The following is a 1,425-nucleotide window of genomic DNA, read 5'->3' on the forward strand; positions in this document are numbered from 1 at the left end:
AGAGGGCGTTCTGTGGGCTTCCGTCCGGTCTGACTTTGGGCAACAGCTTCTATGCGCCGTGACCCGGTTGGGGCAGCGTGAACAGTCCGGGTTCGGGTTCAACGAGGATGCGTCGGGCGACCATGCGTTTGAGTTTGGCGCGCAGGCTCTCGGTGTGGGTGTGTTCCACGCCGATATTCAGCAGCCGGCAGATGTCCTTGGCTCGCAGGCCGTCCGGCGCTTGCTCCACGATCGCCAGGATCTGCCGGTAGACGGGCGAAAGCGCCGGCGCGGCAGAGTTGCTCCCGGCCGACTCGCCGGTCATCTCCAGGATCGTCGCGCGGGTGACGCGCAGCCGGGACAGCACCTGCTCAACAGTGCTCAGCCGCTCCGACAGCTCGGCGATCTGCTCGCGCAGGTGGTCGGCTTCGGCCTGGGCGGCGGCCTCCCGCTCGGCCAGGCGCTCGAGGAACTCGCGCATCGGCGTCCCCGGCTCTGCTATGCCGCCACGGGGACGGGATCGCGCCAGGTCGACGTGGCCGTCCCGGTCAATCGGCGAACCATGTTGTCCGTCATCGACCAGTAGATCATCGACTCGGAACTGGCAGGTCGTGTCTCGTAGTCGCGAGCCAGCCGGCGGTGCAGCATCAGGGTGCCGTAGACCTGCTCGGCCATCCACCGCTTGGGTAGCGGCGCAAACCCGAGGGTGTGTGGGTTGCGCTGCACCACCTCCACGTCGATGCCCAGCCCGGCACCATGCTGCGCGACCGCGTTCTTGAACCCGGCATCGGTCCACGCCTTGGTCACGCTGGGGTTGGCGGCCGCGACCTTGTCCAGCAGCGCGATGCCGATGGCGTTGTCGTGCACGCTGGCTGCGGTCACCACGACCGCGATGACCAGGCCAAGCACGTCGGAGGCGATGCCGCGCTTGCGGCCCCTGCTCTTCTTACCCGGATCCAGCCCGGTGGTGTCGGCCGGCGCGTTGACGGAGGCGTGCACGGTCTGGGTGTCCAGCACCACCGCGCTGGGATCCTCAGCCCGGCCCGCCTGCTCACGCACCTGCCAGCGCAGCAGATCATGGATGGTCTGGTCGGTGCCGTCATCGCGCCACGCGCCGAAGTAGTAGTAGACCGCGGTGTAGGGCGGCAGGTCGTGCGGCAGATAGCGCCACTGGCAGCCGGTCCGGGCCTGATACAGGATCGCGTTCACGATCTCCCGCATCTCGTAGCGGCCCTCATGACCGCTGACGGAGGGGTGCTGACCCTTCCACGAAGTGATGACCGGCCGGATCAGTTCCCACCGCTCATCGGACAGATCGCTGGGGTACGGCTTCCGCTCGCTCATAACTGTCAGTTGAGCGCACTCACACTGAACGTCAACCTATTTCACGAAAATCCCTACTCAACTGCAGGGACCAAAAGCCCATACCGTCACAGAACATCCTCT

The 1,425-nt window shown here is 66.3% G+C and carries 2 protein-coding genes; both read right to left on the reverse strand.

What is annotated here, in order from left to right:
* Positions 1-49: 49 nt before the first annotated feature.
* Complete coding sequence (locus tag ACWD0F_RS52100; protein WP_449890594.1) at positions 50-460, reverse strand: hypothetical protein; 411 nt, start codon at positions 458-460, stop codon at positions 50-52.
* 17 nt (positions 461-477) lie between these two features.
* Entirely contained in the window at positions 478-1,323 is an 846-nt protein-coding gene (locus ACWD0F_RS52105) for an IS5 family transposase (RefSeq protein ID WP_449890596.1), read from the reverse strand.
* Positions 1,324-1,425 lie beyond the last annotated feature (102 nt).

The organism is Nonomuraea sp. NPDC002799 (assembly GCF_053592075.1).